The 4,813-nt window shown below is 45.5% G+C and carries 5 protein-coding genes; 3 read left to right on the top strand and 2 right to left on the bottom strand.

What is annotated here, in order from left to right:
* Positions 1–490 precede the first annotated feature (490 nt).
* Positions 491–1,204, bottom strand: a complete 714-nt coding sequence (locus QUA24_RS26725) for a DUF1997 domain-containing protein (protein WP_333233418.1) — start codon at positions 1,202–1,204, stop codon at positions 491–493.
* Between the two features lie 121 nt (positions 1,205–1,325).
* On the opposite strand from QUA24_RS26725, the gene QUA24_RS26720 reads away from it, so the two are divergent.
* Complete coding sequence (locus QUA24_RS26720; RefSeq protein ID WP_333233416.1) at positions 1,326–1,985, top strand: NAD(P)H-binding protein; 660 nt, start codon at positions 1,326–1,328, stop codon at positions 1,983–1,985.
* A gap of 429 nt (positions 1,986–2,414) precedes the next feature.
* Entirely contained in the window at positions 2,415–3,701 is a 1,287-nt protein-coding gene (locus tag QUA24_RS26715) for a glycoside hydrolase family protein (protein WP_333233415.1), read from the top strand.
* A gap of 101 nt (positions 3,702–3,802) precedes the next feature.
* Here the strand turns inward: QUA24_RS26715 and QUA24_RS26710 are convergent, their stop codons facing one another.
* Positions 3,803–4,195, bottom strand: coding sequence for a hypothetical protein (locus QUA24_RS26710; RefSeq protein WP_333233413.1), 393 nt, complete (start codon positions 4,193–4,195; stop codon positions 3,803–3,805).
* Positions 4,196–4,492: 297 nt separating this feature from the next.
* Between QUA24_RS26710 and QUA24_RS26705 the strand changes: the two genes are divergently transcribed.
* On the top strand, positions 4,493–4,693 hold the full coding sequence (locus QUA24_RS26705; RefSeq protein WP_333233411.1) for a hypothetical protein: 201 nt from the start codon (positions 4,493–4,495) through the stop codon (positions 4,691–4,693).
* The last annotated feature ends 120 nt before the right edge of the window (positions 4,694–4,813 follow it).

The raw sequence follows: 4,813 nt of genomic DNA, 5'->3' as shown, positions 1-4,813 counted from the left end.
CATTTTTTTATGGTCACAATCAAGTATTGCATATAATTGTATCATAGTCTTGATAATGATTTAGGATTGCTATATATGTCAAATGCAATCATAACCTTACCCTTAAATTTTATTAGCAATAACTTGATGATAGGGATTAACTGCTCAAGCAAGTATTGGATTCAAAAACATAGGCATAAGGCGCCCCTAAGCATCCAGAGACAGTGATATCAGTTTCCAAAAAGCAACTGTATACTCGTGATTCCAACTCATACACAATCAGTCATTCCTAATAATTTGATCTACAATTGTGCGAGTGAACGTTCACGCCGAAGTCTAACTTATGAGTAATGTGTGTGCAGTGCACAACCTACAAATGTGAGTTAAGCTAATCCGCATTTAAATGGCAGAGTCAAATAAATCTTTACTCTTGTGGGGAGTAGGGGTTGGGCAGGAGATCCCACACTTAACATACAATTTAAATGCTGTACAGGTTAAAGCGTAAGTATGCTTAATGTTTCTTAGGATTTTTCGGAAAAGGAATGCCCAAACTTTCGTGAAAAACAAGCTGAGTTTTATAAGTCAAGCGGCGGTTAACTTGTTTGATAATTTTTTCCAAAAGCGCATCGCCGGTTTTTTCTATTAAAGGTTGAGACATCGATCGAATAAACTTGGGAAAGCAAACTCCCACAGCCAAATCCAGCTTCCACGTAGCACTGGTAATCGCAGGCGGTAGCTTAGCACGTTCCGCACTCGGCCAATCGGCGGCAAACTCCTGAGAGGGTATCTCCACTAGCTTCATTGCCGATTGAAAATCCACCTCATACCCCGGCGAGGTATAATTCGGAACCGGAATAGTCTTAATCAAATAGCAGCCTTCAGCGTCAGGCGGCAGCAACTCTAAACCAATTCTCGCTTCAACGCGGTAGCCGAAAGCCCCAAAACGCCCGATTAATAAATCGTAGCCGTTTTCGCCTAGCGGCTCGGCCTTCATCGGCGAAGCGCAGTGGCAAAACCAAGTCTTGTGGTTGTTCAAATGTTTCGCCACCGTCTCAGCATCGGCGTACATCTCCATGCTGTCTTCAAAATGCGTGTGAAACCAAATCGGCTCAACTTCCTCTCCTGCATCCGCGCTTCCACTTTCGGGCTTTCCGAAACTCGCATCTGGGTAGTAATTTTCCTCAGAAGCTTCAACAGTTTGATATTCAGCGGAATCGTGCTTCATATTATGCTCTCCTGTTATACACGCCAATCAATCTGGTTGGGGATGTGTTAAGGGAGTTTCCTCCCTACAATTGAGAAATTGATAGTAACAAAACTTACCCTAGTTCAGCATAACTCGACTTATGAAAGCATTTGTAGCAGGAGCCACAGGTCAGACTGGCCGTCGCATCGTCGCAGAATTGGTCAAGCGAGGTATTCCCGTGCGCGCCTTAGTCCGAAATCTAGACACAGCTAGACAAATTTTACCACCGGAGGCTGAGTTAGTGACTGGTGATGTATTAAATGCGACTTCCCTGGGCGATGCGATCGGCGATAGTACGGTATTGCTGTGTGCGACAGGGGCAGCCCCTGGTTTTGACCCCACAGCCCCTTACAAGGTGGATTTTGAAGGTACTAAAAATTTGGTGGATGGAGCTAAGGCTAAGGGCATTGAGCATTTTGTGCTTGTGACTTCTCTGTGCGTCTCTCAGTTTTTTCACCCGCTGAATTTGTTCTGGCTGATTTTGGTTTGGAAAAAACAAGCCGAGGAGTATTTGCAAAAAAGCGGCTTGACTTATACGATCGTCCGTCCCGGCGGTCTCAAAAATGAGGATAATTCAGACGCGATCGTCATGACTGGTGCGGACAAAATGTTTGAGAGCAGCATTCCTCGCACCAAGGTAGCCCAAGTGTGCGTGGAGGCGCTGTTTCAGCCGAATTCTCGCAACAAGGTTGTGGAAATTGTGGCGAAGTCGGAGGCTCCGCAAAAGAGTTTTGAGGAGTTGTTTGCCGGCGTGGTTTGATTGAATTAGCCTCGCTTGAGTTCGGTGCGTCAATCGATTTGAGATTTGAGATTTGAGATTTTAGATTGAAGCATTGACCCCACCGATAAATTCGGGGGCTCCTTTATCGGATACAGGTTTTTTATTTCTGGACGGATGAATCCGGGGACTTGTATCCTGGATGCTTTCGGCCAGACAAAAAACCATTTGATTTGGGTCTTAGATGTTGCACCATTGTCAAGAACAGGCTGTCCGGCCTGTTCTACAAAAAGTGCATTTTCTTGTGGGGTGGGCATCCTGCCCGCCCAAAAAAGGCTTAGCGAGAATGGTCCAAGATGTGATTTGGGTCAAAGATTGGGGCTGACGCAGCCTACAACAATTTTCCGATCGCCAAATCTGGCAAAATCTTAATAGTTTTACGATTCGCCGTTGAAATTTCCCTCTCTCAGCATGAAAACTCTCAAGTGGCCAGCTTGGCTCCCCTATCCGATTTCGTGGTTAAGGGCATTTGCTCTCGCTCAGAGTTTTAGTTTTGTCCTTCGCAGGGGCATTCCTTTTGTCAGCGACAATATCGGCTTTCTGACTCTACTGCTGGCGGCTTGGCTGATTCAGTTGCCTGTGTTTTTTGTGTTTCACTTGTTCGCCGTCAAAATCTTAAATCCCTTACTAATTATGCTGCCGGGACGCTTTCGCGTTGCGCGCAAGTTCAAGCGCAGGCACACTGGTATTCGATCGCACTTGCGAGAAGGCTTGAATGCTGTTGTAGTGATTTTTTTTGCATTTAATCTGTCGTTGTTGGTGCAACTTGCGATTTTTTATTGGCCAGCGCGATCGATCGATCCGGCCCAGTTACTAACAGGAATATCTACTCTGACAAATGTTGCCGTAGCCGGTGAATTAGATTTCTGGCTGATTAAATTGGCGGGGGTTTTATCGAGTTTAACGCTGGTAGCCGCGCCGCTATATCAATACGATTTTCGGGTGCGCCGGATGCGGGCGGCTCGAAAATTAGCCGAAATTTCGGAAATGGAAATGAGTTGGCTAGAAGCTGAGAAATTCGGCCGTCGCAAAAGAGGTTTGCTGAGGCGATCGGAGATTCAAATCCTCGGATTTATACTTTTAATCGGCGCTGTGATTGGCGGCGGTGTTTTTTTGGTTGACAGTTTGCAGGGAAATCAGCAGTTGTCGCAGTCGGTAAGCGGGGTGGGAAAATTCCCGCCGCTGGCTATTAAAACGGGCGATCCTTACATTCGAGCCCTGATGCGAACTATTTCGGCTAGCGAGTCGAATGTTTCTCGGCCTTATCACGTTGTTTACGGTGGCAAATATATATTAGATTTGAGCCGCCATCCTGACTGGTGCGTGAAGATTGTTAATGGCCCGAATCGGGGCAAGTGTACTACCGCTGCGGGCAGGTATCAATTTCTGACTACGACTTGGAAGGAGAAGGCTAAGCGCTATCAGGTGCGTCGTGCTAATTTTTTGTTCTGGGAAGATTACAGTTTTGAACCAGAAGATCAGGATGCTGTGGTTTATGCTTGGTTGAGCGATCGCAAGTTTTGGAAAGCTGATATTCCTGAGATGTTGCGGCAGGAAAGATTAACTGACGTATTGCGGATGCTTTCGGGAACTTGGACGAGTTTGGGATATGGAATTGAGAACAATTCTATGAGTTCTCGTTTGCCGAAAGTCTACCGGGAAATGCTGCGGGAAGAATTGGAAAATGCTGGTTCTTAGGGAGTTAAATGTTCGCTGTTGACTGTTTACTGTTAACGAATGTTATTGGTTATTAACCAGCCAAAGCGATTAAGAAATAACCACTAACAAGTAACGAATAACTAATCATTCAAGTTTGGTAAAAATGCTGTCAAACATTTGTACAATTCTAATCCTGGTCCTGCTTGCAATGGATAAAGCTTGTCGAAATTAATGGGGTTTCCCGGTGCTAATTTCCACTGGGTTTGCTGTGCTGTTTTTGGGGAAATTTCGATCGCTACCGTGATGTTAATAATGTTGTTGTGCTGGGGGATGCCCCGGAAGCAGTAAATTTTTCCCGTGCGTTTGTCGGAGTCGCTGCCGGTGATGTATCTGTCTTGTTTGCGAAATTGAATTTCTCTGAAAGGTCGATCGATTGCAAAGGAGTCTCGGTAGCGGTAGTCTCCGTCGCGCAAGCTTTCGACAGTCGGCCTGATTTGAGTTATGACTGTTGCTGGACTAAGAGTTAAAATCATTGATAGCAGTTCCTGCTGTGAAATCGACGATTGTGCGGGTGATTCCCTAGGGGATAGCTGCGCTTCACGCATTTTTAGTGGGTGCTGTCTGCGCGGCTGCGGGCGATGGGCTGAAACAGGATGAGCCTGTAACAAATTAATAAGAGTTATTATGCAGTTTTACTTGATCCCTGCCTCTGGTAAATAATTATTTCATAGTTTTCTCTCTGTTACCTATCTGAGTAATAATAAAAATATTGAGCCAAGCCCTGAGAAACTTTACGAACCCATATCTAGGGATTAATTGAGGATACTGCTATGTTGTGCGTGACGCGAGAAACAAAAAGTTTAGGGCGGGTTGAAACCGGAAATTCCCAACGGCGAGGCTCTTTCACATCTGCGTCTAAAGGTACCCGTATTTTGCGATCGCGAGTTTACAAAGATGAGGCTCTGGTGTCGGCCACGCTAGCGGGACTGCCAGCTCTTTTGGCATCCCTCGAAAGCTTTCGCGAGGAGTAGAACCTGGCATTTTCTATTGCTATATATGGCGCGTTGATGCCTGTGATAAGTAGCTAGACAAAATTAATTACATAGTTTTCTCCAAATTCTTTCAGGATTTTTTCCACAGAGGTAACAAAA

Origin of the sequence: Microcoleus sp. Pol12B5 (genome assembly GCF_036701335.1) — a bacterium.
Taxonomy (GTDB): domain Bacteria; phylum Cyanobacteriota; class Cyanobacteriia; order Cyanobacteriales; family Microcoleaceae; genus Microcoleus.
Note: the sequence above shows the minus strand (reverse complement) of the source record. Positions and strands in the feature narration are given on the sequence as shown.